The sequence below is a fragment of the Exiguobacterium sp. s142 genome (assembly GCF_018618455.1).
Taxonomy (GTDB): Bacteria; Bacillota; Bacilli; order Exiguobacteriales; family Exiguobacteriaceae; genus Exiguobacterium; species Exiguobacterium aurantiacum_A.
Map to the genome: position 1 here is coordinate 1 of NZ_JACSMB010000025.1, position 23748 is coordinate 23748.

At 52.3% G+C, this 23748-nt stretch carries 21 protein-coding genes, 8 tRNA genes and 1 pseudogene; 2 read left to right on the forward strand and 28 right to left on the reverse strand.

Annotated elements, in window-relative coordinates:
- Positions 1-86: 86 nt before the first annotated feature.
- The 3 genes and pseudogenes from tnpB to KNP77_RS14815 all read right to left on the reverse strand — a co-directional run.
- Positions 87-1058, reverse strand: a pseudogene (gene tnpB, locus KNP77_RS14810) (IS200/IS605 family element RNA-guided endonuclease TnpB); the annotation flags it as partial.
- 85 nt (positions 1059-1143) lie between these two features.
- On the reverse strand, positions 1144-1269 hold the full coding sequence (locus KNP77_RS16115) for a hypothetical protein (protein WP_285801034.1): 126 nt from the start codon (positions 1267-1269) through the stop codon (positions 1144-1146).
- Positions 1251-1754: a YcxB family protein gene (locus KNP77_RS14815; protein WP_214891526.1), complete on the reverse strand. Its 504-nt coding sequence runs from the start codon at positions 1752-1754 to the stop codon at positions 1251-1253. Before KNP77_RS14815 ends, KNP77_RS16115 begins: the two co-directional genes overlap by 19 nt.
- 93 nt (positions 1755-1847) lie before the next feature.
- Between KNP77_RS14815 and KNP77_RS14820 the strand changes: the two genes are divergently transcribed.
- Both KNP77_RS14820 and KNP77_RS14825 read left to right on the forward strand, forming a co-directional pair.
- A complete protein-coding gene (locus KNP77_RS14820) occupies positions 1848-2246 on the forward strand; it encodes a VOC family protein (protein ID WP_071398570.1) in 399 nt (132 codons plus the stop codon).
- A 112-nt stretch (positions 2247-2358) separates the two neighbouring features.
- The gene (locus KNP77_RS14825) at positions 2359-4161 is read left to right on the forward strand and encodes an LTA synthase family protein (protein WP_214891528.1); all 1803 of its coding nucleotides are present in this window, start codon (positions 2359-2361) and stop codon (positions 4159-4161) included.
- Positions 4162-4202: 41 nt separating this feature from the next.
- Here the strand turns inward: KNP77_RS14825 and KNP77_RS14830 are convergent, their stop codons facing one another.
- The 25 genes from KNP77_RS14830 to KNP77_RS14950 form a co-directional block, all read right to left on the reverse strand.
- Positions 4203-5087, reverse strand: a complete 885-nt coding sequence (locus tag KNP77_RS14830) for a VOC family protein (protein WP_131490324.1) — start codon at positions 5085-5087, stop codon at positions 4203-4205.
- 14 nt (positions 5088-5101) lie between these two features.
- Positions 5102-5386, reverse strand: a complete 285-nt coding sequence (locus KNP77_RS14835; protein WP_214891530.1) for a putative quinol monooxygenase — start codon at positions 5384-5386, stop codon at positions 5102-5104.
- Between the two features lie 101 nt (positions 5387-5487).
- A complete protein-coding gene (locus KNP77_RS14840) occupies positions 5488-6855 on the reverse strand; it encodes a methyl-accepting chemotaxis protein (RefSeq protein WP_214891532.1) in 1368 nt (455 codons plus the stop codon).
- A 270-nt stretch (positions 6856-7125) separates the two neighbouring features.
- Positions 7126-9777, reverse strand: coding sequence for an MMPL family transporter (locus KNP77_RS14845; protein WP_214891534.1), 2652 nt, complete (start codon positions 9775-9777; stop codon positions 7126-7128).
- 3 nt (positions 9778-9780) lie between these two features.
- Positions 9781-10224 (reverse strand): MarR family winged helix-turn-helix transcriptional regulator, encoded by a 444-nt coding sequence (locus KNP77_RS14850; protein WP_071398576.1) that lies wholly within the window; start codon positions 10222-10224, stop codon positions 9781-9783.
- Between the two features lie 85 nt (positions 10225-10309).
- Positions 10310-10804 carry a GNAT family N-acetyltransferase gene (locus tag KNP77_RS14855; RefSeq protein WP_070329322.1) on the reverse strand — a complete coding sequence of 165 codons (495 nt, stop codon included), beginning with the start codon at positions 10802-10804 and terminating at the stop codon, positions 10310-10312.
- 72 nt (positions 10805-10876) lie between these two features.
- Complete coding sequence (locus KNP77_RS14860) at positions 10877-11818, reverse strand: NAD(P)/FAD-dependent oxidoreductase (RefSeq protein WP_251139117.1); 942 nt, start codon at positions 11816-11818, stop codon at positions 10877-10879.
- 65 nt (positions 11819-11883) lie between these two features.
- A complete protein-coding gene (locus KNP77_RS14865; protein ID WP_131464874.1) occupies positions 11884-12570 on the reverse strand; it encodes a DUF975 family protein in 687 nt (228 codons plus the stop codon).
- A gap of 106 nt (positions 12571-12676) precedes the next feature.
- The gene (locus KNP77_RS14870) at positions 12677-13255 is read right to left on the reverse strand and encodes a YdhK family protein (protein WP_131464876.1); all 579 of its coding nucleotides are present in this window, start codon (positions 13253-13255) and stop codon (positions 12677-12679) included.
- A gap of 131 nt (positions 13256-13386) precedes the next feature.
- Positions 13387-14568 carry an MFS transporter gene (locus KNP77_RS14875; RefSeq protein WP_214891538.1) on the reverse strand — a complete coding sequence of 394 codons (1182 nt, stop codon included), beginning with the start codon at positions 14566-14568 and terminating at the stop codon, positions 13387-13389.
- A gap of 218 nt (positions 14569-14786) precedes the next feature.
- Entirely contained in the window at positions 14787-16583 is a 1797-nt protein-coding gene (gene glmS, locus KNP77_RS14880) for a glutamine--fructose-6-phosphate transaminase (isomerizing) (protein WP_214891540.1), read from the reverse strand.
- A 358-nt stretch (positions 16584-16941) separates the two neighbouring features.
- Positions 16942-18300 carry a phosphoglucosamine mutase gene (gene glmM, locus KNP77_RS14885; RefSeq protein ID WP_071398580.1) on the reverse strand — a complete coding sequence of 453 codons (1359 nt, stop codon included), beginning with the start codon at positions 18298-18300 and terminating at the stop codon, positions 16942-16944.
- Between the two features lie 35 nt (positions 18301-18335).
- On the reverse strand, positions 18336-19616 hold the full coding sequence (locus KNP77_RS14890) for a CdaR family protein (protein WP_070329316.1): 1281 nt from the start codon (positions 19614-19616) through the stop codon (positions 18336-18338).
- Entirely contained in the window at positions 19617-20477 is an 861-nt protein-coding gene (cdaA, locus tag KNP77_RS14895; protein ID WP_016508862.1) for a diadenylate cyclase CdaA, read from the reverse strand.
- A 133-nt stretch (positions 20478-20610) separates the two neighbouring features.
- Positions 20611-21246: a polymer-forming cytoskeletal protein gene (locus KNP77_RS14900; protein WP_131464882.1), complete on the reverse strand. Its 636-nt coding sequence runs from the start codon at positions 21244-21246 to the stop codon at positions 20611-20613.
- A complete protein-coding gene (gene sigW, locus KNP77_RS14905; protein ID WP_070329318.1) occupies positions 21243-21818 on the reverse strand; it encodes an RNA polymerase sigma factor SigW in 576 nt (191 codons plus the stop codon). Before sigW ends, KNP77_RS14900 begins: the two co-directional genes overlap by 4 nt.
- Before the next feature lie 131 nt (positions 21819-21949).
- Complete coding sequence (gene rocF / locus KNP77_RS14910) at positions 21950-22852, reverse strand: arginase (protein WP_131464884.1); 903 nt, start codon at positions 22850-22852, stop codon at positions 21950-21952.
- Positions 22853-23053: 201 nt separating this feature from the next.
- Positions 23054-23129: transfer RNA gene (locus tag KNP77_RS14915), tRNA-Ala, on the reverse strand.
- A 17-nt stretch (positions 23130-23146) separates the two neighbouring features.
- A tRNA-Gly gene (locus KNP77_RS14920) sits at positions 23147-23221 on the reverse strand.
- Positions 23222-23229: 8 nt separating this feature from the next.
- Positions 23230-23305 (reverse strand) — tRNA-Lys (locus tag KNP77_RS14925).
- A gap of 5 nt (positions 23306-23310) precedes the next feature.
- A tRNA-Tyr gene (locus tag KNP77_RS14930) sits at positions 23311-23394 on the reverse strand.
- Positions 23395-23400: 6 nt separating this feature from the next.
- Positions 23401-23473: transfer RNA gene (locus tag KNP77_RS14935), tRNA-Thr, on the reverse strand.
- Positions 23474-23500: 27 nt separating this feature from the next.
- Positions 23501-23576: transfer RNA gene (locus tag KNP77_RS14940), tRNA-Val, on the reverse strand.
- Between the two features lie 4 nt (positions 23577-23580).
- Positions 23581-23655 (reverse strand) — tRNA-Glu (locus KNP77_RS14945).
- 4 nt (positions 23656-23659) lie between these two features.
- Positions 23660-23734, reverse strand: a tRNA-Asn gene (locus tag KNP77_RS14950).
- Positions 23735-23748: the final 14 nt, after the last annotated feature.

Below are 23748 nucleotides of genomic sequence, written 5' to 3' on the forward strand. Positions count from 1 at the left end.
CGGTCAGAACAAACTGTGGCTGATGAAGTGAGCAATAGTGAGCATTATTAAGCGAACGAAATTGTACATAAAGACGTTGACATTTATACCTTGACGACGGTCTTCCTGTACCAGTCGGCTTTGTAATCGAGCATGCGGTGGAATTCTGCCCAACCGACGTCGGCGATGGACTTGCTCAATTGGCGATTTTGCTGCAGGTCCTTCACCTGCAGCGTCTCGATCCCGATGACGTCGTGGTTTTTGACGATCTCGGTCGACACCTTGTGCAGGAAGTCGTTGCGCTTGTTGGCGATCTTCTCGTGGACGCGCGCGACCTTGCGCTTCTGCTTCTGGTAGTTCTTCGCCTCGGACAGCTTCACCTTCCGGTTCAAGGCGATGAGCTGACGGCGGGACAGCTTGCGCTGCTCGCGGGCGAGTTTCTCCTCGAGCGACTTGAAGTGGCGGTCGTTCGGGTACACCGTCCCGTCCGACAAGATTGCGAAGTGCTTCAGCCCGACGTCGACCCCGACCGAGGAGCCGGTTTGGGGAAGCGGCTCGATGTCCTGTTCGACCTTCAGGGAGACGAAGTACTTGCCCGTCGCGTTCCGGCGGATCGTGGCGCTGAGGATACGGCCCTCGACCCGTCTCGAGTTGGCGAACCGGACCCACTTCAGCTTCGGCAGTTTGAGCCGGTTCCCGGCGATCGACATCTCGGGCTGTTGCGACCTGCCCTGAATGTTCGTCGTGTACGACTGGGCCGGGTTGCGCTTCGACTTGAAGCGCGGGTGCCTGTTCTGTTTCGTGAAGAGACGGTCGTAGCCGTCGGCCAGGTGCTTCAACGACCATTGCAGGGCCGTGCTGTCCACCTCTTTCAGCCACGTGAGCTCCTCCTTCATGGCCGGCAATGCCTCGGAGCACGCGCCGTAGGACAGTCCGGCCCCGCTCGCCTGGTAGGTCTCGTCCCACCTCGCGAGGAAATGGTTGAAGACGAAGCGGGCGCAACCGAGCGTCTTGATGATCAGGACCTCCTGTTCCTTGGTCGGATAGATCCGAAATCTGTATCCTTTATGTGTCGACACGCCGTCCACCCCCTCTAGGTATTTATACCCAGAAAAGGTCGTGGCGATTCATCGCCCACTTTCGCTAGGGCTTCGCCCCGATCGCTTAGAAGTGGGCGTATTCTCGCCTATTTTTGATAAAGCGGGCCTGACCAGGTGCGACGGTCAAGGCGACGACCGCATCCAAGTTCGTCTCATCAATCGGTTGAATCGTCAACGCGTCGGTAGCCATTGTCTCACCTCTTCCACGTCTTGTCCGCGTTTCGGCAGGATATAGGCGCTGACCGACGAGTTATATAAATACACATAATCGGCTTCCTCGACGACGTCCTTGATGCCGCTCCATGAGACTTTCGTCTCCCCGAACGCATTTTTGTCACGAAGACCGTCTTCATCCAGATCCATCGTATGCGGGCCGATCATGCCTTCATTGCTTCGTTCTTGAATCATCCGCTTCGTCTGTTTTCGGATATGCCGTTCAAAATACTTCGGATAATACAGGAACCAGATGAGGCTGATGACGCCATACACCCCAAACAACCACCAGCTCGTATCTTGAAACAATGTCGCGAACGTCAAAGCGCCACCGCTTAAAATGATGACGGGCCCGATGATGCGCTGCAGGAATAGCATCCTCTTTCCTATCTTTGAACGTCTAATATGACTCAAGTTGAAGTGAATGTAGTCTTCTTCCGTCAATTCGTATTGGATTTCCATATGTATCCCTCCTCGGTGTCGTATACGTCTTCGTTCAAGAAAAGTTCCGCTTCAGGCTCCTATTCGCTAAAATAAAAGCAAAGGAGTGACACGATGAAACAAATCCACCATCTCTGTATCCAAACGCCCGACTATGCGGCGTCAAAGCAATTTTATGAAACGCTCGGTTTTGAGCTCGTCCAAGAGTCACCCAACTTCCATACCCGGGCGTTCAACAGTTGGCTCAAGCTCGGCGACTTCTATATCGAACTCCAGACAGCGAAGACCGACGAGACGTTATCTCCGTATTCGAAACATGCGGCCGGACCCGTTCACTTCGCCTTGTACGTCGATGACCTTGAAGCGGAAGTCCGTCGGCTCGAGGCGCTCGGTGTCACGTTCTTGCCGAAACATGGCGGCAACATCTACTTCGTCGTCGACGGACATTTGAGCAAACTAAAAGCCCCGGAAGGCACGATCATCGAGCTTCGGGACACGTTTTTGATCAAGTGAGGCGCTCGCCTCGCTTTTTTTCGTCCGTATCGCACACCCCCATGTTTCCCGCCACTTGCGAACAGGTACATGAAAAAGAATACAACGTGTACGTACCGTTTGGAGGCTATTTATGAAATATCTTGATTATTGGAGTTATCTGTCACTATCACTTGCCAAACTATTTTTATTCAGCGTCTTGACCGCGAGTGCGTTCAACGTTCATTTTTTACTCGTCAACATCGGGATGATTCTCATGATGACGAGCTGGGCGTTGCTCGTGAAGACGAAAACACGGCGCTGGATTTTATTCGCCTCGCTGTTTCTACACAGTACACTCCTCATCTCCGACGTCTGGTATTATCGCTATTTCGGCAATCTGTTGTCGGTCGCGCTTTTGTCAGACGTTGGTCAGATGGGCGACGTCGGCGGCGGCTTCCTGACGTTGATTCAACCGACCGACTTTCTATTGTTCGTGGACCTGGTGCTTTATACCGCTGTCCTCGTCTATATGAGAAAAAGACCTGCGCAAGGCACAGGAAAAAATCGCCGGATCGCCGCTTCCGGTTTTGTCGTCGGCTTGACCGCCTTCGTCGTTCCGTTAACCGTCAGTCAGCCGAATGGTGATGAGCAAGCACCGATTTCGAACATGCGTGAATATTACGAGTACGGCTTTTGGGGGTATCACGGCCTCGACTTGTTCCGTGGCATCGGCGACCAACTCGGCTTCGGAGACGGCTTAACCGCACAAGAAGAGACGCGGCTCGGTACCTCGGCTCCAACCGACGTCGAGACAACGGCTGATACGAACGTCATCATGCTGCAGCTCGAGTCGTTCCAGACGTCGGTGATCGGACAGACGATCAACGGACAGGAACTGACACCGAACTTGAACGCGCTTCGTGACGAGATGTTGTACTTCCCGAACTTCTATCATCAGACGCACGAAGGCCGGACGTCGGACGCAGAATTCACGGTCAACACCTCGCTCTATCCCGTTAAATCCGGTTCAGTGTACACCCAGTACGGTGACCATACGTTTGACGCCTTACCTGAACGTTTGCGCCAAGCCGGCTATGATACGGCCGCGATGCATGCGTTCGATAAAACGTTTTGGAACCGCGACAACGTCTACGACAATATCGGCTTCAATCATTTTTTCAGCAAAGACGATTATCCCGCTCAGGACGTGATCGGCATGGCACTTAACGACAAAGACTTCTTGACCGCTTCCGTCGAAGCGATGGACACGTTAGCGGAACCGTTTTATGCGTTCATGGTCGCTTTGACGAGCCATACGCCGTACGACATTCCGGAAGAAGAGAAGCGTTTGGACTTGACCGGATATGACGATCCGCTGCTTCAAAACTATTACCATACCGTCCATTACGTCGACGCGGCCGTCGGGTTGATGGTCGATCAATTGAAGGCGAACGGGACGTGGAATAATTCGTTAGTCGTCTTTTATGGCGATCATGACAGCGGCCTGACCTCAGCAGGTGACGAGATGGCCGAGCAAGCGAACGCCGATTCGGCCGTCGAACTGTTTCAGCTCGACCGTTCTGTTCCGCTCTACATCAAACCAGCCAACTTGAACGGAGGTCGAACGATCGAAGCGAGCGGCGGTCAAACGGACATCGCCCCGACCATCCTAGAATTGCTCGGGATGGAGCCCGCCTACATGCTCGGCAGCCCGCTGCTCGACGACGAACCGAACTTGACCGTGTTCCGTAACGGGTCGTTCCGGTACGACACGCTCTACTATGTTCCAAACTTGACCGATCCCATCGGAAACGGGACGTGTTACGCGGTCGAGACAGGAGATGAGCTACCGCTCAGTCAATGTGAGCCTTTCATCGACGAAGCGGCCGAACAACTGCGTCTGTCCGATACGATCATCGAGAAAGACGCACTCTCTAAAAAGAAACGCGAATAAAACCATGCCGCCCTGATTCGCTAAGGGCGGCATGGTTCGTTTCAATATACTTTCCGCAACTCGGTCAGATCGATCTTCTTCATCGGCAAGAACGCTGCCGTCACCCGTGCCAACTGTTCCGGCGTGCCGGTCGTCAGCATCTCTTCCATTTCCCACGGCACGATTTGCCAGGAGACGCCGTAGCGGTCCTGTAGCCACCCGCATTGTTCGGCTTCAGGTATAGACGATAGTTCATCCCAATACGCATCAATCTGTTCTTGTGTCTCACAAAACGCAATCAACGACTGCATCTCGTTGAAAGCGAACTGGTGATGCTCGGCACTGTCCATGACGATGAACTCACGTCCAGATAAGACGAAACGGGCGTAGTTCAACTTCCCTTCTAATTCTGGGCCATCGTCTTTATCGTAACGGATCAGCTGATCGTCGAGCACGTACGAGTCCGGGAACACTGTGACCCAATCGTCCATCGCCGCCTCGGCCCGGCCGAACGCCTCACCGACGAACAACAGACACGGCGTCACCGTCTGGATGTCCATGCCACCGTTGTGCATGATTTGCCAAGAGACGCCGTGCTTGTCTTTCAACCAGCCGTAACGTTCACTAAAGTCGTACGTGTCGAGCGGCGTGAGGACGTCAGCACCGTCTGATAACTTGTCCCACAACGTATCGACTTCTTCTGACGTCGGGAGCGAGATCATATAGGAGAAGGACGGATTCCGCTCCTTCAAGTTACCGGCACCGAGCAGTTGAAAGAACTGACCAAAGAGTGAGACCGTGACGACCGTCGTCTCGCCAGGCGGAGTGTCGATAAGTTTCGTCGTATAGTCGACGAATGAATCCGGAAATATCGAGGCGTACCAATCGGCAATCGCTTCGACGTCTTGTTCGAACCAAATACACGGAATAATCGGTTGCGTGATCATCGGACTGTCTCCTTTCAGACCTCTTGCAAACGGTACACGTCACGGACAGCGAGTAACGTCTCGGCAGCTTGCCGATATGCTTGATAGTGGCTTGAGTTGATATGATGGTCGAGCGCCGTCTCGTCCCGATACTTCTCGTAGAACACGAACGTACCCGGCGCATCGATCGACTCGTGTAACACGTAGGCGAGACACCCTTCTTCCTGCCGCGACGGCGAGATGACCTGATCGAGTGCTTGACGCAACTCACTCTCTTTGCCCGGGTGAGCCTTTAAGATAGCTGTGATTGTAATTTCCATTGATCGTTCCTCCTCATCTTAGGACTGACGCAAAACTTTTCCCGTTTTAGAAGAGATGTATACGCAAATGGACACGCCTATTTTCAAGGCGTGTCCATCGTTTAGACGAGTTCGTTCGCAATCTCGTTCAATTCTGCAATTTGATCCTTTAACGAAGCCAACGCCTGTTGCTGCGACGTCGTCAACACATGCACGTCTTGACCGTTCTCTTCGAGAGCTGTCATCAGTGCTGACATTTGGCCCGTTACTTGATGGACTTTGTTCAGTTCTGATGCGACGACTTGGAGCTGGGTCGATGTCTCATCTACCGTGCTCGCTACCGTCCCTGTCGTTTGAATCATGGAGAGAATCGACGTCCCGCTCTTACGGACTTGTTCTTCCTGCGTCGACAAACGTTCTGTACTGCCATCGATTGCCCGTTCCGTCACTTGTACCTCTTGCATGACGAGTTGGATAATATCATTGATTTGAGATGAGGCTTGGGCGGTTTGAGCCGACAAATTTCGAATCTCGGACGCAACGACGGCAAACCCTTTCCCGTGCTCACCCGCTCGCGCCGCTTCAATTGAGGCATTGAGCGACAGGAGGTTCGTCTGAGATGAAATCTGCTGAATCGTCCCCGTGATGGTCCGTACTTCTTGGAAGCGCTCCGCCAACCCTTTAAACGCATGATTGACTTCACCGATACTTAAGTTCAGTTCAGCGAGCGACCGTTCTGTCGAGTCCATGTTTTCATGCGAGACGTGAGCGTCCTGCAAGACGCCACTTACTTGAGACGTTGTCTCCTGGAGCTGCTGCTGCATTCGTTCAAACGCCTGTACAGTTGAATGGATTTGTGAAGCGACAGTTTGAATAAGACCTGCCTGTTCAGATGTCCGTTTCGTCATCGAACTGATTTGTTCCGTCACCTGTTCTGAAGCATTTGTGACTGACTCGACTGAATCATTCATCGTGAAGACAGCTCCGTGAAGCGTAGTCGCACTCGCTGTCGTTTTCGCCATTGTCAGCTCGATTTCCCCTGCATGTTGTTCTGCTTTCTCTTGCTGCGCGAACGTCTCATGCAACAACTTTGCGCCAAAGAATGACACAAAGTACGCGCCAGACAAAGCCATTGTGAGCACCGTGAACCAAATGACGAGGTCGAGCGGCGTTACAAATGAAAAGCGCCCGGTTAACACAGCTACGACCGAGACGATCAGCGCGAGCATGCTACCGTACAGTACAAGATGCCGATTCAAGTAGATCAACGTCAATACGATGTAAAGAAAGACGACATTTTGAATCGCCACACCTGGTAGCGTCAAGATAATCGCTGAAGCCGAAATGTACATCAATGTGACGAGCCCATACTTCAACCAAGCATGCTCTACATAGAAGCGATGGCCGAGCCATGATCCAATCTGAATGACACTCCCCACCACAATAAAACTGACTGCGTCTTGTCCGGCGAGCTCCCCGATCCAGTACAAAACACCCATAATCGGATAAGAGAGGAAAAATAAAACGATCAACATACGCGATACTAACAACGAACTTATTTTCTCAAAATGATTCACCATGATTGTTGCCTTCTTTCAGTAGAATAGAGATCTACACTATACTTCGGTGCATTTTTTCCAATATGAAGTTTGTTTTTCGCTATTTTTCTTACATTGACTAAACAAATAAAAACTGTCCCTCAAATTGTCATTTGTACTTAACAATTGAGGGACAGTTTAATTGAATGACGTCTTGTTTAGTCATTTATTCTTTCGTTTGAACGGCCACCAGACACCGTCTCCGAACGATACGGTGATCGCCGGGATGAGAAGTGGCAGCACGATCAACCCGTACAACAACAGACCGGTGATGACGATCGTCGCGATCTGGACGAGGCTGAGTACACCAGACGGAATCATCGCCCCGAACGTCCCGGCGAGGATGACGGCCGCCGTCATGATGACCGTCCCCATCTTCGTCATGGCGTGGACGAGCGCGTCACGTACCGTCATCCCGTTAATCGATTCTTCACGGAACCGATCGAGTAGGAAGATCGAGTAGTCAATGCCGAGCGCGATCAACATGACGAACCCGAAGAACGGTACGGCCCAGCTGATGCCGTCATAACCGAGCCCTTCAACGAAGATGAGCTCCGTGATCGCCGCTGACGTGTAGTACGTGAGCAACAGTGACCCGATCATATAGAGCGGCATGATCATCGAACGGAATAGTACCGTCAAAACGACGAACAGCGTCACGAGCATGATGGCGACGGTCCGATTGAAGTCGTTTGTCGATGTCTCGTTTAAATCGCTGTTAATGCTTGAAATCCCGGCGTAACCGATGGTCGCGTCATCAAATGGGGTGTCCGTGACGACACGTTCCATCGTCTGTTTCAACGTTTCGACCGTATCGATCGCTTCCGGCGAGTACGGGTCCATATCAAGGATGACCTCGAGTTGTGTCGCCGTCCCCTCGTCGAACACGTAACGTTCGACGGCCGGGGCGAACTCATCTGACGTGAGCGTTCCTTCCGGTAAATAGACGCCCGTATCACGCAGGCTGTCCGCTTCACTGAGTGCCGAGAGGAACGCCACCGCGTCGCCAAGACCGGTTTCGATTTGCGCGAGCCCAGCGTTCGCTTCACCGACACCAGTCGCGAGTTGGCCGAGTCCCGATCCGAGCTCACTGACTTGCGCACCTTGCGCCGTCAACACAGACGCTGCTTCAGTGATACCCGCCTCGATCTGACTGAGACCACCAGACACTTGTTGCAGTTGCGCCACAGTCGCCGGGATGTTTTGCGTCGCCGTGAGACCTTGTCCGATCAAACCGAGCTGGGCGTTCAGTTGGCCGAGTCCCGTCGCCGCTTCTACGAGCGGCGCCCCGGCGTTCGTCGTACCAGCCGGCAGTTGACTGACGACCGCGTCTAGACCGGTCTCGACTTGAGCGAGCCCGTCTTGCACATCACCGAGCCCGGTCTCTGCCTCGGCAAGCCCTGAACTCACTTGTTCGAGTTGCGTATCGACATAAAAATCATCGATGACGTCACCGGTCGGACGTGTGATCGAACGGACACCGCTCACACCATCGACTTTTTCTAATTCGCTCGCGAACTTCTCGATGTACGAAATATCCGACTCGGTCAGTTCCGACTCTTGTTTCAAGATAATTTGAACCGGGAGCGATTCGCCTTGCCCGAACCCTTCCGAGATCAAATTGAGACCGCGCACCGAGTCGTAATCGTCACCGATCTCATCGACCGTATTGAACGACCGGGCATCGTCGTACGTGAACAACACCGGCACGGTGATCAGTGCGACGACAAGGATCGAGACGAACGGACGATTGACCGAGATGCGGCTGAATCCGGCCCACAGCTTGCTGTCGTGATGCTCGCCTGCTTTTTTCGACGGCCAGAACAAGCGATTCTTGAGCGTCGCCATAAAGAACGGCACAACCGTGAACAAGATAAGCAACAAGACGGCAATCCCGACCGCGACCGCGACGGCCGACTTGAAGATCGGGAAATCGGCAAATCCGATCGCGGCGAAGCCGACGAATACGGCGAGACCACTAATGAGCACCGTCCGTCCAGCCGTCTTATACGTGTTGACGATGGCGTCCTCGATCGCGTGCCCGGCACTGAGTTCTTCTTTATACCGGCTAAGAAGCAGGATGCAGTAGTCGGTCCCAATCCCGAACAAAATCGCCACGAGGAAAATTTGTGTGTAGTTCGAGACCGGGAAACCGAACCAGTCGACGAAGAACGCGACGAACGATTGGCTGAGGAGATAGGTGAACCCGACCGCGATCAACGGAATGAACGGGGTCACGATTGAACGGAACACGAGCAAGAGCAGTCCGAAGATCAACACGACCGTGATGATCTCGGTCTTCTTCAACCCTTCCTGCGCACTCAAGTTCACATCGTTGTTGATGATTTCTTCACCTGTGATGTAGACGGTCTCGTCTGTCGGGAGGATGTTCTCACGGACATCGTCCGCGAAAGCGTTGATGTCCTCCATCGATCCTTCGACCGTGATCGGGACGAGGACGATACGTTCATCTTCCGAGACGAGTTGTGCCTCCGTCTCGGCGTTCTCGAACGGATCGAGCACATCTTTGACGACCGTATCATTTTGTTCCAGCTCATCGATCACCCGGGCAATATCGGCCCGTTCGGCATCTCCGAGCGCTTCAAATTCATAGACGAGCGAAATCGTCTTATCGCTTTTGCCCGCAGCGTTTAAAATATCTTGCGCGCGTTGCGAGTCCATGTCTTCAGACAGTTGGAAACTTCCCGCCTGTTCTGCCTGCTCGGTCAAGTTTGGTGCCGCGACGAACAAGGCCGCCGTCAACACGACGAGACCGATCAAGATGCCGAAGCGCCATTGAATAATTTTGCGCACGTGTTATTCCTCCCCAATTCGAAGCAGCTCTTTGATTTTCCGGAACGTCCGGACGAACTGTTCGATCTCTGCCTCATCTATTTTCCCGTCGAGTAGTGACTCGACATAATGGTAGACGGCCGTATCTGCCTGTTCGACGACGTGTTGTCCCGCCGCTGTCAGTTCGATCAACCGTTCGCGTTGGTCTTGCCCGCGCCGACTGACGACGAGCTGTTTCTCAACGAGTTTTTTTAAACGGTTTGAAACGGCGCTTTTATGCACACCTTGTTTCATCGCCAACTGACCCGCTTGAATCGGGCCGAACTGTTCGAGCAGTTTTAATAGTTGGAGCTGTTCACGCGAATACTCCCGCCAGACGTCGCCTTCCATCGCCTCAATGACATGTTCCGCTCCTTGGAACATGACTTCTTCAAATAGTTGGACGGCCTCCCGCATCAATTCTTTCATTTTGGTTTACCCCCTAAACTAGTTAAAGATAGTTTATGCCCTAAACTAGACGAGGTCAAATAAAAAGACCGATGAAGTAGGCGCTTCATCGGTCCATTTCGTAAACGTATGTGTAAAAAGATAAGAATCGTCCTTCCCATTCAATCTGATGTATTTCATCTTCACGAGAAAAGCCAGAACGCATCAAGACGTGTTGGGACGCCTTGTTATCTGTCGTCGTCTTGGCAATCAATCGTGTGAATCGAGGAAGGTTAAGCGTAAGTAATTGCTGAAGAGCTGCGGTGGCATATCCACGACCTACATAGTCCCCACCGATTCGATAGCCGATTTCCCCGGTCTCGAAATTGACATGATGGACGTTGAGACGCCCCACGATGGACTCACCATGCCAAATCAAATAATAATATCCATCCCCGTTCACTTGTTCGGCCAACAAATGTTCTAACGTCTGACGAAATGCTTCAGGTTCATAGTACGCGTCTCCACGGCTTGGGACGTAACGTTCGAAATAGGGTCGGTTCTCACATTCAAACGTGTACAATGCGATTTCGTCCTGTATGCGCAACGGTTTCAGACTCACCCGATTCACGTAATTAACGCCTCCTTTCTCAAAATCGTATCGTCGTGATCAAAAAAACCTTCCGCAGAAGGTTTAGGACCGCATCGCTGCCGCAACGCGGAGACCCGAGACGTACGCACTTTCGAACCGAGTCCGCCCTGAAGCATCGTCCGGCTCGAGGAAGACGTCACCCGCCAAGTAAATCGGTGCGTCGTTCAATTTATAGTACGGCTCGTGCCAAACGTCTGTCGCCTGGGCGTAGCGCCACCGCTTCAACTGTCTCGACTGAATCGCTACGTCTCCGGTCACAGTTGTTAGCAACCGCTCGATTTCTTGAAGCGTGTCTTCACTTGGCCGCTCATACCAAGCTTCACTCCACGCCTCATCCATGTAGACGCTGACGAGTTCTGTCGCCGAGATGCCTTTTTGCCGGTTGTTGATGATTTTCAACAGACCAGGTGCCAAGTCCGTGTCGATAATCCCGTCCGCACCGATTTGGGTGTCGCCCGCGAACTCGAACAACCCGACGAACGTCGGGGCGTAAGTCAGCTCACGCAACGACTCAGTCACCTGACTCGATAAGTCAGCGAGCAGCTCGAACGTCTGTGGGAGCGGTGACGTGATGAGGAGACGGTCATAGTGGCGCGTCGCCACGTCTGTCGTGACGACGACCGTTCCACTCTCCATACTGACCGCCTCGACCCGTTCGTTCAATTGGACGGTCAAGCCGTCGGCCAACTGTTTGGCGAGCGCGTTCATGCCGTCACGGGCGACGTAACGCGGATGCGGGTCGGCGTACCAGACGCGGACCCAGTCCCGCTCGACCCAATCGGCGACCGCCTGTTTGAGTGCTTCCCCGCGTACGGTGAAATAGACGGCCCCATGATCGGTTTTCCCGGCCCCGATCCGTCGGGTCGCCAAGCGTCCACCGACGCTCCGGCTCTTCTCAATCAGTTCAACCGTATGTCCTTGCCGGACGAGTTCCCGTGCTGCGACAATCCCACTAAGTCCTGCCCCAATGATTCCAATATTCATGTGCATTCCCCTCTTTCAGGAAGATTGTATCACGAGTCAGCGTGTCACATCAGACTCGATGCGCTTCATGCCGAGCGGTTCCACTGCTCGTCATACGCCCGACGTGCGTCTTCATACATGACCGCAAACCGACTGACGATGAACGGACGAATGAGTGACGTCGCGACAAGAAAAATCCATGAGCCGAGAACGACCAATTCGAGCTGTATGTAAAAAATCCAACCGACTAAATACATCGGGATAAACGGCAAAATTAGTTTGAACGCATCCCATTTTTGTCCGCGCATCAAATCCCTTGATTTCGTAATTGCCTCTGTAATGGACAGTTCCGGCTCGTCGCGCAAGATGAAATACGTGAATGCATACGAGAAGTACTTCACGATGCCAGGTACGACCAACAATAGTGTCCATAAGACTTGGAACAACATGACGAGAAGCGTCGCAAGCAGGTGCTTCCCGTAGCGGTGACGAAACGGAGCGAAGACGTCACTCAATCGAACTGTCTGGCCTCGTACCGTCTCTAACATAATCCAGTTGTATCCGACGATAACTGGGTAGAGGGCTATGTAAAATAAGATACCACCAAGACTAAGGACGGTCAGCGCAACAGATTCTATCGCCAAGCCGTAATAGGTCGTGTCCACCATCAATCCTATCTCTAATAGAACCGAGCACGCGAACGACCAGATGAGTAACATCCCCATCTTCCCTTTTAACGCAGTATGCGCTCGCTCATTCCATGTGTGAACCATATTGTTTCCTCTTTTCATTCGTGTTTCCTGTCTTATACGTAACGCGACATGAAATGTTTCAAACTCCATAGAAAAACAGGGCATCGCCCTGTTTTTAGTCTTCTCGTCACTCTTTCGGTTCTAATTCATTTTCAGTCACCCATTTATGATTCGTCACTTCTTCTCCGTCTTGCAACATGAAGTTGACCATATACACGGTCGTTTGTTCACTGGAGTCGATCGTCGCGGTCGCGCCGTCCATGCCTTCCATATGATCGGCCTGAAGCGTCACCTCGGTCCCATCAGCAAGCGGGGCCGGTTCGGATGTATCGAGTTCTTCATGAATCACCCATTTGTGATTCTCGACCGGTTCCCCGCCATCTGTCGGTGTATACGTGACCGCGTAAGCTGTAGTCTCATAAGCACCGACGATTTTCGCTTCCGCGCCTTCCATCTCAAGCATATGGTCCGCAGTCAACACGGCCATCGAATCAATCGGATACGTCGGGTCTGCCGCTTCTTCTAACTCGGCAGGCACCTCACCCGATCCCGAATGGTCCATTGCGCCATGCTCCTCTTCTTGCTCTGCGATTTGTTCTTCTGTCACGTCAATCGCTTGGTCTTCTTCTGTCGTATCACCGCAGGCGGCGAGTGACGTCGCGAGCAACATGGCACCAAGTGTCGTCGCCCATTTCTTTTGTTTCATCGAATCGCTCCCCTCATTTGTGCCGTCTCATATTTACTGTACCCTGATTGCGCTCGGACAAGACATTTGTAGCGGATTCGTTATCTAACTGAAAAAACCGTCCTCGAACGAATCGAGGCACGGTCTTCGAATTAGTGATGCTTAATCCTTTTTAAAAAATAGAGCATCGGTAATAGCAACAGTGCTGACACCCCGAGCCCCCCTTGAATCGACGTATATAGGGCGACGAGGCCGATGAGTGGACCGCCGGCGACTTGGCCGAACGCATCGACTTGACCGAACATCGACAAAATCGTCGCCCGGCCCTTGGACGGGAGCCGCTCGTTCGTCATGACGCTCATGAGCGGATAATGCACGTTCCGAAGCGCGGCAATCGTCCAATACAACAAGACGGCCACAAAGAATTGTCCGACCCATGCGAACGCAAGCATCGTGAGGATGAGCAAAACGTTGAACCAAAACAATGTCGTCGCGTAGCGTCCTTTGATGTACGTCTCGACACCTTTGAGGACGAGCATGTTCAGTAAAAACGCAACGGCATAAAACAGGCCGAACCAATAGATGGCCGCTTGTTCTGACAACCGAAACGTATCGATCAAATGAGCGCCCCACAACCGGTCGAACCCTTCGCTCGCGAGTCCCCAGACGAGCGTGATGGCGGCCAACCCAACGAGGATCGTATTGCCGCGGATATGGGCGTAGCCTTCTGCTACCGTCTGCTTCGCCTGAAGCAGATTTGAGGTGCCAGCTCGGGTGATCGGCTCAAACCTCGTTTCCGGGATTACTTTCCAGATGAGGAGCGCGAGTCCTATTAACAAACCTCCAGCGACGACAATCGTCGTTTGCACGGACGTCATTTCTGCGAATAGCACCGCTATCCCAATCCCGATAAAGCGACCGAGTGAACTGTACTGAGCGCCTCGTAAAAACACCTGTTCTAACGCCTTGTTCCCCATCTCATCGGCAATCCACGCCTGCTCGGCCCCGCTGATGAACGTCCAACCGATTCCCCACAGTGAAGAGGCGATTGCGATGGCCCAAAACTCTGGGATGCCGCCTTCTAACAAGTGGGCGGCCCCGATCAAACCGGTGCCGATGACAATCGACCGTTTGCGGCCGTACAAATCCGCGACGAGTCCCGTCGGCAGTTCGAACAGGAAAATCGATACTTCTAAAATCGTGCCAATCAAGACGAGCTGCAACGCGTTAAGCTCGGCGGTCGTCACGTAATAGATGGCGTTCAGCGTGAATACCATCTGGATGACAAGTGAGCGCGAACTCGTGACCATGTAATACAGTTGTTGAATCTTCAATTGGGTAGTCCTCCGATATGATTGTTCCAATACGGTGAATCATCGGAGGAGGTGGGCCAACTTATGAACGCACTTCCTCCGGCAGGATGAATGTTTTAAATGTTTGGATTCGCATGGCGTTCTCTCCTTAGTCGTTTATAAACTCAGTATATCAAGCCGGTTGACGCAACGTAAATCACAAAAAAAGGCCAAGATCTCGAAAGATCTTGGCCTACTCTTTATTCTACAGTTACTGACTTCGCCAAGTTACGTGGCTTGTCGACATCACAGTCACGCGCGAGTGCAGCGTAATATGAGATGAGTTGAAGCGGGAGTACTGTTACGAGTGGTGTGAGCAACGGCTCGACACGTGGCAAGACGAATGAATCACTCTCGTGTTCCATGCCTTCCATCGAGATCGTGCAGGCAACGGCGCCACGAGCGACAACTTCCTTGATGTTTCCACGGATGTTGAGGTGCGTGTTCGGTTGCGAGACGAGCGTGATGACCGGTGTGCCGTCTTCGATCAACGCGATCGGTCCGTGCTTGAGCTCACCGCCTGGGTAGCCTTCCGCTTGAATATACGAGATCTCTTTCAGCTTGAGCGCGCCTTCAAGACCAACGTATGAGTCCATCCCACGACCGAGGAAGAACGCGTTACGTGATTCTTTCAAGAACTTGTCAGCCAACTGCTCAAAGATTTCTTTTTGAGCCATGACCGAATCCATGATCGTCGCGATGCGAGCGAGTTCCGTCATGAGGTCGAACGGAAGCTTCTTCCCGTTCGCACGAGCGATGTCGTAAGCAAGGATCGCCAGCACGGCGATTTGCGCCGTGTAAGCTTTCGTCGATGCGACCGCGATCTCAGGGCCAGCATGGAGGAGCATCGTCTCATTCGCTTCACGCGACAGCGTTGAACCGGCAACGTTCGTGAGTGTGAGCGCTTTGTAGCCGCGCTTCTTCACTTCGACGAGGACGGCACGGCTGTCGGCTGTCTCACCTGATTGTGAGATGAAGAGGAACAATGGTTTCTCCGTGAGGAGCGGCATGTTGTAACCGAATTCTGACGCGACGTGCACTTCAGTCGGCACACCAGCGACACGCTCGATCAATTGCTTGCCGACGAGACCAGCATGGTAACTCGTTCCACAAGCGACGATGTAGATGCGGTCGGCTTCTGAGACGAGCGAACGGACGCCTTCTGTGAGCTCGATGTCGCCATTGTCGTTCTGGTAGTGTTGGATGATGTTGCGGATGACGGCCGGTTGCTCGTCCATCTCCTTCAACATGTAGTGCGCGTACGTGCCCTTCTCGATGTCTGACGCATCGATCTCGGCCGTGTACGGCGCGCGCTCGAGCACGTCGCCGTCGAGCGTCTTGATCGTCGCCGACTCACGTGTCAAGATGACGATCTCGCCGTCGTGGAGCTCGAGGTACTGGTCCGTCACTTGGAGCATCGCCATCGCGTCCGACGCGACGACGTTGAACGTGCCATCACCAAGTCCGACGAGGAGCGGCGACTTGTTCTTACCGATATAGAGGCGTTCGCGGTCCTCTGAGTCGATCATCGCGATCGCGTACGAGCCGTGGAGCTCAGAGAGCGTCTTGCGGAACGCCGCTTCGACGTCACCGAGCTCGACGAAGTTCTTCTCCATCAATTGAACGATGACTTCCGTGTCCGTCTCTGAGAGGAACGGTGCGTCGAGCGTCGCCTTGATCTGCTCGTCGTTCTCGATGACACCGTTGTGGACGAGCGTGAAGCGGCCCGTCGTGCTCTGGTGCGGGTGGGCGTTCGGTACGCTCGGTACCCCGTGTGTCGCCCAACGTGTGTGGCCGATTCCGATCAATCCGTCTACTTCTGCTGGGACGACTTCGCGTAGCGCAGCGATGCGACCGACTTCCTTATGAACGTTGACAGAGTCATGCATCAACGCAAGACCTGCCGAGTCATAACCGCGGTACTCGAGTTTCTCTAAACCTTTGAGAAGGATTTCCTTCGCTCCGGTATTCCCAATCATTCCTACAATTCCACACATACAAAAATCTCCTCTATATTCGATTTCTCGAAAAAGGAAACGGGCTTTTTCAAAGAGCTGTCAACGCGCTCCCCTTTGGCCGTCCGGTCACCCGAACGTTTTGAGGGATTGCTTTTAGTCGTGACAGGCGACTAGGAGGCATCCGCCGAAATCTCGATAACCTCCAACCTCGTCAACTCATAAAGAGTTCTGGCGCTTTCTCGTACTTTGTGCCCCTCCGTTTCTAAGGTCACGCTCTTAATAGTACAAATCACACCCCCATCCGTCAAGAACATCAGATGATTTCACAGTGACAAAACGGAAACAAAAAGGGAACCCAAAATTGGATTCCCTTGTGTTATTCCCTGTTTCGACAAAATTATCCTTCAACACCGTAATCTTCACGGACGACTTGAGCGATTTGTTCGACGTAACGGTCGCAGTCTTCCTTCGTCGGTGCTTCAGCCATCACTCGAACGAGTGGCTCTGTACCTGATGCACGGACGAGAATACGCCCGTTTCCGTTCATTTCAGCTTCCGCTTCTTGAATTGTTGTGAGCACGCGCTCCCCTGTCATCGCATCCTGTTTATTCGTGACGCGAATGTTGACGAGCGTTTGTGGATAGACCGGCATTTCAGCTGCTAGTTCAGACAGCTTGCGTCCTGTCGTCTTCACGATTTGTGCGAGTTGGACACCCGAGAGCATACCGTCGCCCGTCGTCGAGTAATCGAGGAAGATGAGATGACCCGACTGCTCGCCACCGAGCGTGTAGTTATGCTTCTTCATCTCTTCGACGACGTAACGGTCACCGACAGCTGTTTGAAGAGCCGTCATACCTGCGTCTTCGACTGCTTTGTGGAAGCCAAGGTTACTCATGACCGTCGCGACAATCGTATTGTCTTTCAAACGACCTTTTTCGCTCAAGTATTTTCCGCAAATGTACATGATTTTATCGCCGTCGACGATGTCGCCGTTTTCATCGATCGCGATCAAGCGGTCTCCGTCTCCGTCAAACGCAAGGCCCATGTCCGCTCCCTTTTCGCGAACGAATTGTGCCAAGTGTTCCGGATGTGTCGAGCCGACGCCTTCGTTAATGTTCAACCCGTTCGGCGAGTTCCCGATTGTCGAGACGTTCGCTTCAAGGTCAGCGAACAAGCGAGCCGCAAGGCCGCTCGTCGCGCCGTGGGCACAGTCGAGAGCGATATGGAGACCATCGAGGTCCTCATCAACCGTCTGCTTTAAGAGTTGAAGGTACTTTTGTGCTCCTTCATAGTAGTCCGAGACGAATCCGAGATCTTTCCCTGTCGGACGCGGGAGTGTATCTTCCGCAGCGTCGAGAATCGTTTCGATCTCTGCTTCGGTCGCATCATCGAGCTTGAAACCGTCGCTACCGAAGAATTTGATGCCGTTGTCGGCAACCGGGTTATGTGAAGCTGAGATCATGACACCTGCTGTCGCGTCAAGCGACTTCGTCAAGTAAGCCACACCTGGTGTCGAGATGACACCGAGACGCATCACTTCCGCTCCGATTGACAAAAGACCTGCGATCAGTGCGCCTTCGAGCATATGACCTGAAATGCGTGTGTCACGCCCGATCAATACTTTCGGCTGTTCACCGGCTGGCAAGTGCTTCGATAACACGTAACCACCAATGCGTCCTAAACGATAAGCTAGTTCTGCTGTCAATTCTGAGTTCGCGACACCGCGTACCCCATCTGTTCCAAAATATTTACCCATATATTCGTTTCCTCACTTTTGTATGATTGAACGTCTCATTGAAGCGAAGACGTTTCGGTTTGGTCTTCGACGCTCGTTAACTCGACATCGATTGTTTTCGGCGAGACGACCGTCGCGCCTTTCGGTACTTCATAGTCTACATCGACCCCATGCAAACCACTCGGCAGACCCGTCAAATCTAGTGTCACACTGATGCTGTTCGACGTCACGCTCTCAAGGAGTGATCGTTTACCTGACAATGTGACGCTGACGACTTCCGGTGCTTGAAGCGTATAGTTCGTCCGATCATAGCCTCTGACCGTGACAGGCACGGTTAAACGGATGCGTTCCGTCAATTCCCCGGTATCATCTCGCGTTTGATCATCCGCTCGGACGAGTAGCTGGACTTCCACTTGTTCGGCAGCGAGCGATGATGCGCCTTCCGGCAGGACAAGCTTCGCTGTCACTTTCCCCGTCTGATCGACGCCATCAAGGTCAATCGGCTCGGTCTCAACACGGTCTAGTGCATCGAGCACTTCGCGCGGTGCGAAAACACGGACTTCTGTTTCCTCTAACAACGTGTCAACGAGCCTGAATTTATCGGCAACTTCGCCGGTCGTGACAGCTTCAATTGGGAACACGGCACTTTGTTCATAGACAGGAACCGTGACGTTGATGATGTTCGGTTCGACCGTCACGTTAAGCGGGTTTCCGTTCGCATCTAAAATCGTCGGCGGCACCTCACGCGTGAACGTCTGATTTTGATTCGCCACATCGACGTTCAATGTGATTTCTTTTACGTTTTGAATCCGGCTTTCGCCACCAGACACTTTTACAGTCGCCGGCTCGATTTCCGCTTCTCCGACCACATACCCTTCCGGCAACTGGTCTTTATTTAACAAGTTGACCGAAACGGGCACTTCAACTGTCTGTTTGCGATCGATGTAAATTTCAACAGTGTCCCGCTCAAGCTTTACGTTGACGTCACCGCCGAAACCTCGTGCTTCCACCGGGACACGATGGAACCCAGTACCGAGGTTCGTTAAATCGACGAACACTTGATAATCTTTCACCAATTTTGTCATCGTCAAACTACTCGATGGACCTTGCAGCTCAACGTTCATCTCTTCCGGAACGTTGTACGCGACGTATTGTACTTCATCGAAGAATACTTCGACAGGCACGTCAAGCGACATCGAGCTTTGCCCGACAATCGGCAATGCATTTGTTGAATTGGTCGACGAGCTCGTCTCGGCGACCATAAAATAAAGAAGGATGGCTAAAGCAAGTGCGATGATGCGGAGAAACCATTTATGTTGTAACCACTGATCAATCACTTACTTGTCCCCCCCTTTTTTATTAAAGAACGAGAGTGTCGTCTCTTTTTCTTCAATAACAAGTTCTTGGATCAACTTGTTGCGAAGTGCCTCCTCGTCTAGCTCGCGGTATAAACGTCCAGCAATCGCTAGAGATACCGCACCCGTCTCTTCTGAAACGGTGAGCGTCACGCTATCGGTCACTTCACTGACCCCGATCGCGGCCCGGTGTCTCGTCCCGAGCGCCTTATCGATGTGCGGGCTTTCCGAGAGCGGTAAATAACAAGCCGCCGCTGCAATTTTCCCGTCTTGGATAATCATCGCCCCATCGTGAAGCGGTGTATTCGGAATAAATAAATTGATGATCAGTTGTGACGTGATGTGCGAGTCCATCCGGATACCGGTTTCAACGTATTCGTTCAACCCGGTATCTCGTTCAATCGCGATCAACGCCCCAATTCGACGTTTCGACATGTACTGTGCCGAACTGACAATCGCTTCGATCATTTGTCGTTGCTTGTCCTCATCGCTCGTGCTCGTACGACCGAACAAATTGCTCGTTCGCCCTAAGTGCTCGAGCCCGCGTCGAAGTTCTGGTTGGAAGATGATGATGATCCCAAGCAAGCCATACGTGATCACTTGGTTTAGCAAGAACTGTAACGTCTTCAAACCAAAAAATCCGCTGAGGAACCAGCTGACGAGGATGATTGAAATCCCTTTTATCAGTTGGACCGCTTTTGTCCCACGGACGATCATCATCAGTTTATAGATGACGTACGTGACGACGACAATATCTAAAACGTCATTCAAATAATCGTACCAATGTACGTTCTCTGAAAGACTAAAAAATGATAAGATTGAAACCTTTTCAAGTAGCGGCAAATGCTCCCCTCCTCAACTACCTAGCCAATTCGTGCAAGTTTCATTATATCATATTTCCCAAACGACGCATCGTTAGATGACAAAACGAAACCAGATTGAAACGAATGAAAAAAGACGCCCTGAGGCGCCTCTCTTAAAGTATTTGTTTGATGGAGTACCAAACCCACTCAAAAATCTGCTCGATTTGTTCGAGCTCTCCGGTCACTTCACCCGCACTGGCCAAATAGGCTCGGCCGTGCACGGCTGTCGCATTGCCGTTGACGGTACCTTCGATCCGCAGGTCCCCACCTTGGACCGTAATGTCACGATCGACGATGACGTCTTTCGGCACGACGACCTCGTTCGCTGTGACAACGATTCCAGGTACTTTCGTGTACGTCATGGTTTCGGTAGACCCGTTCCATAAACCGAGTGTCGCGCTCGACATTAAACTAAAGAATAGTAAGGCCGCGACGAGTCCCGGATGCTTCCGGAACCAAGTCATCTGTTTCGAATGCGGTTTTCTCCGTGGCCGTGGACGGTCTTCAAGACGCACGACCGGTGTCGCCGGCGGAGACGTTTTCGCTTCAGGAATGGCCGCCATCACGCGCGCCGTAAAATCGTCTGATAGCTTAGGACGTGGAAGTGCTTTAAGTTCGGCATCTATTCGTTCGTACTGAAGGTACGCCTCGTATAAGGCTTCGTCCTCTAGTAATTGACGTAATTCGTCAGATTCTTCGGGCAGGATGCCATCTTCCAAGTATTGTTGCAGTTTCTCTTCAGGAGTCAATTGAACCCCTCCCTGTTTTGAAAGATTGTTTTTAACATTTCTCTTCCCCGGAAGATCCTTGTTTTAACCGTTGCGACCGGCATATCGATCATGACGCTAATTTCTTTGAGCGACAAATCGTCCACGTACTTGAGCAGTAACGGGATACGATATTTGTCCGGCAGTTGCTGGATTGCCTCATGCATTTCGCCTCGAATCTCGCGGTGAACGACTTGGGCGTCGGGTTGGGGGGCATCATCGGCCAAATGGTCTTGATAGGTGAGACCATCCGTGCCAGCGATTTCGGCATCCATCGAGTACTCCGGCTTTCGCTTTCGGAGACGGTCGATGGCGACGTTCGTGGCGATTCGATACAACCATGTCTTGAACTTATACTGCGGATCATACGTATCAATCCGGGTATATGCACGAATGAACGTCTCTTGGGCAGCATCCTCGGCTTCGCCACGATCGTATAAAATCTTAAAGGCGACGGCAAAGACACCATCCTTGTACAGTTCTACCAGCTCAGCAAACGAATCGTGATTCCCCGACCTTAATTCGTCTACTAAACGGGTGGTCAGCCGTTCCATCAATCCACTTCCCCTCTCCGCAACCTATGCGGTCAATACAGTATACGTTCAGTTGTCTGATCAGGTTTCACATCACACAAAAAAAGTTTCCAAACCCATTGTAGCAAACGGATTTGGAAACTGTAAGGCGGTTAGACTATTTTGCTTTCCAGTAACAGGTTTTCTTTGGATTTCAAAATCGTTTCGCATAAACTGAAGGCGAGTTGAGCGGTTGTATCCTCTTGGTCAAGTGCAGGGTTCAATTCGACGAGCTCGATCGCAATCAACTCGTCGGCTTTCATCGCTTCCGCCAAAATTGCTTTCCCTTCTTCAGCCGTCAAACCGCCCTCGACTGGGGTCCCTGTTCCGGGGACGAGTTGAGCGTCCAAACTGTCCATATCAAAGCTTAGATAGAAGCGATCGACACGGTCACGTAAATACTCGATCGTTTCAGCCATGATTGTCTCGACGCCACGTGTCCGAACTTCTTCGACCGTCACGACCTTGATTCCAAGCTGCTTAATCGCTCGCATCTCTCCCTCATCAATATCACGTAAAGCGATATACACTAGATGTTCTGGCGCAAGCTTTGGTTCACGCCCACCGACTTCCGTCAATCGGATGTCACCTAGACCCATCGCAGCGGCAAGCGGCATCCCGTGGATATTGCCTGACGGTGATGTTTCCCCCGTATTCAAATCAGCATGGGCATCGACCCAAATTACTCCGTACGGTCCGGTTTTGGCGAGCCCAGCGAGTGTCCCGATTGCCATGCTGTGATCGCCCCCAACGATCAACGGGAATCGATTTGCTTCAATATCGGCAGCAACGACGTCTGCCAGCTCATTGACCGTATACAAGACGCCGTCTACGCGCTTTAAATGTTCTTCATTCACTTGAATTTCTGACTCTGGCAAGACGCGAATCGTTTGTTGTAGCGTCCCCGTTGGCAGTAACGCCTCGATTCCGAGTGTTCGCAATTTAGTTGGACCTTGATCGACTCCGTGTTTCCCCTGTCCGTAACGGAGTGGTACTTCAATATATGACCATTGCATAGCCATTCCCCCTTGAGCGATTGATACCTACATTGTAAACGCTACCAAATGCGTGGTTCAACTTAACACGCCGGTGAATAAACATGCAAAAAGGCAGCCTGAATGGTGGCAGGCTGCCTTTCTCTGTACTCTTAAGTGAATGGTTTCATGGATTTAGGCAAAAAAAAACTTAAGTCGTAAGTAACTTAAGAAAAAAACAAGTGGTGGAGCCTAGCGGGATCGAACCGCTGACCTCCTGCGTGCAAGGCAGGCGCTCTCCCAGCTGAGCTAAGGCCCCGTTACAGGGAATAAATATGGAGCGGAAGACGGGATTCGAACCCGCGACCCCGACCTTGGCAAGGTCGTATTCTACCACTGAACTACTTCCGCGAAAAAAATGGTGAGCCATGCAGGGCTCGAACCTGCGACCCTCTGATTAAAAGTCAGATGCTCTACCAACTGAGCTAATGGCTCAAACCTGGTGGGGGGGGGCGGATTCGAACCGCCGAACCCGAGGGAGCGGATTTACAGTCCGCCGCGTTTAGCCACTTCGCTACCCCCCCAAGGAGTGCCGGCGAAAGGATTTGAACCCTCGACCCTCTGATTACAAGTCAGATGCTCTACCAACTGAGCTACACCGGCATATATGGTTTGATTGGTTAATTAAAATGGTGGAGGATGACGGGATCGAACCGCCGACCCCCTGCTTGTAAGGCAGGTGCTCTCCCAGCTGAGCTAATCCTCCAAAATGGTGACCCGTACGGGAATCGAACCCGTGTTACCGCCGTGAAAGGGCGGTGTCTTAACCGCTTGACCAACGGGCCTTATTGGCTCCGCAAGTAGGATTTGAACCTACGACCTACCGGTTAACAGCCGGTTGCTCTACCACTGAGCTATTGCGGAACGATCTTGCCTGG

Excerpts from the sequence above, each read along its gene's own strand:
- rocF (WP_131464884.1), bottom strand. The coding sequence starts at position 22,852 with ATGCAATGGTCATATATTGAAGTACCACTCCGTTACGGACAGGGGAAA.
- KNP77_RS16115 (WP_285801034.1), bottom strand. The coding sequence starts at position 1,269 with ATGGCTACCGACGCGTTGACGATTCAACCGATTGATGAGACGAACTTG.
- KNP77_RS14825 (WP_214891528.1), top strand. The coding sequence starts at position 2,359 with ATGAAATATCTTGATTATTGGAGTTATCTGTCACTATCACTTGCCAAA.
- KNP77_RS14850 (WP_071398576.1), bottom strand. The coding sequence starts at position 10,224 with ATGAAAGAATTGATGCGGGAGGCCGTCCAACTATTTGAAGAAGTCATG.
- KNP77_RS14820 (WP_071398570.1), top strand. The coding sequence starts at position 1,848 with ATGAAACAAATCCACCATCTCTGTATCCAAACGCCCGACTATGCGGCG.
- sigW (WP_070329318.1), bottom strand. The coding sequence starts at position 21,818 with ATGGAACGGCTGACCACCCGTTTAGTAGACGAATTAAGGTCGGGGAAT.
- KNP77_RS14865 (WP_131464874.1), bottom strand. The coding sequence starts at position 12,570 with ATGGTTCACACATGGAATGAGCGAGCGCATACTGCGTTAAAAGGGAAG.
- glmM (WP_071398580.1), bottom strand. The coding sequence starts at position 18,300 with ATGGGTAAATATTTTGGAACAGATGGGGTACGCGGTGTCGCGAACTCA.
- KNP77_RS14815 (WP_214891526.1), bottom strand. The coding sequence starts at position 1,754 with ATGGAAATCCAATACGAATTGACGGAAGAAGACTACATTCACTTCAAC.
- KNP77_RS14860 (WP_251139117.1), bottom strand. The coding sequence starts at position 11,818 with ATGAATATTGGAATCATTGGGGCAGGACTTAGTGGGATTGTCGCAGCA.
- KNP77_RS14835 (WP_214891530.1), bottom strand. The coding sequence starts at position 5,386 with ATGGAAATTACAATCACAGCTATCTTAAAGGCTCACCCGGGCAAAGAG.
- glmS (WP_214891540.1), bottom strand. The coding sequence starts at position 16,583 with ATGTGTGGAATTGTAGGAATGATTGGGAATACCGGAGCGAAGGAAATC.
- KNP77_RS14830 (WP_131490324.1), bottom strand. The coding sequence starts at position 5,087 with ATGATCACGCAACCGATTATTCCGTGTATTTGGTTCGAACAAGACGTC.
- KNP77_RS14870 (WP_131464876.1), bottom strand. The coding sequence starts at position 13,255 with ATGAAACAAAAGAAATGGGCGACGACACTTGGTGCCATGTTGCTCGCG.